The sequence below is a fragment of the Marinobacter sp. C7 genome, assembly GCF_022343555.1.
Taxonomy (GTDB): Bacteria; Pseudomonadota; Gammaproteobacteria; order Pseudomonadales; family Oleiphilaceae; genus Marinobacter.
In genome coordinates this window covers 1-566 of record NZ_JAKQZH010000069.1, presented here as the reverse complement: position 1 = coordinate 566, position 566 = coordinate 1, and the positions used below count along the sequence as shown (strand labels likewise).

The 566-nt window shown below is 58.3% G+C and carries 1 protein-coding gene; it reads left to right on the top strand.

Features of this window, described 5'->3' with window-relative positions:
- On the top strand, window positions 1–566 hold a 566-nt coding region (locus MD273_RS19320; RefSeq protein ID WP_239039284.1), incomplete at both ends, for an aconitase family protein.

Here is a 566-nt window from a genome sequence, read left to right as displayed (position 1 = left end):
AGGCAGTTGCTGCACTCGGTGGCGACCCTAACGACGTCAACCCACTGAACCCAGCCGAGATGGTCATTGACCACTCCGTCATCGTGGAGGCTTTCGGCCGCCCAGATGCACTGGCTAAGAACGTTGAGATCGAGTACGAGCGCAACGAGGAGCGTTACCAGTTCCTGCGTTGGGGTTCCGAGTCCTTCTCCAACTTCCGCGTTGTTCCTCCAGGAACCGGTATCGTCCACCAGGTCAACATTGAGTACTTGGCTCGCGTCGTCTTCGACAACGAGGGCCTTGCATACCCATATACCTGCATCGGTACCGACTCCCACACCACCATGGAAAACGGCCTGGGCATCCTGGGCTGGGGCGTTGGTGGCATTGAGGCTGAAGCAGCAATGCTCGGCCAGCCAGTGTCCATGCTGATCCCTCGCGTTGTTGGCTTCAAGTTGACCGGCGAGATCCCAGTAGGCGTTACCGCAACTGACGTTGTGCTGACCATCACCGAAATGCTGCGCGACCACGGCGTCGTCCAGAAGTTCGTTGAGTTCTACGGCTCCGGTGTTAAGGCTGTTCCACTG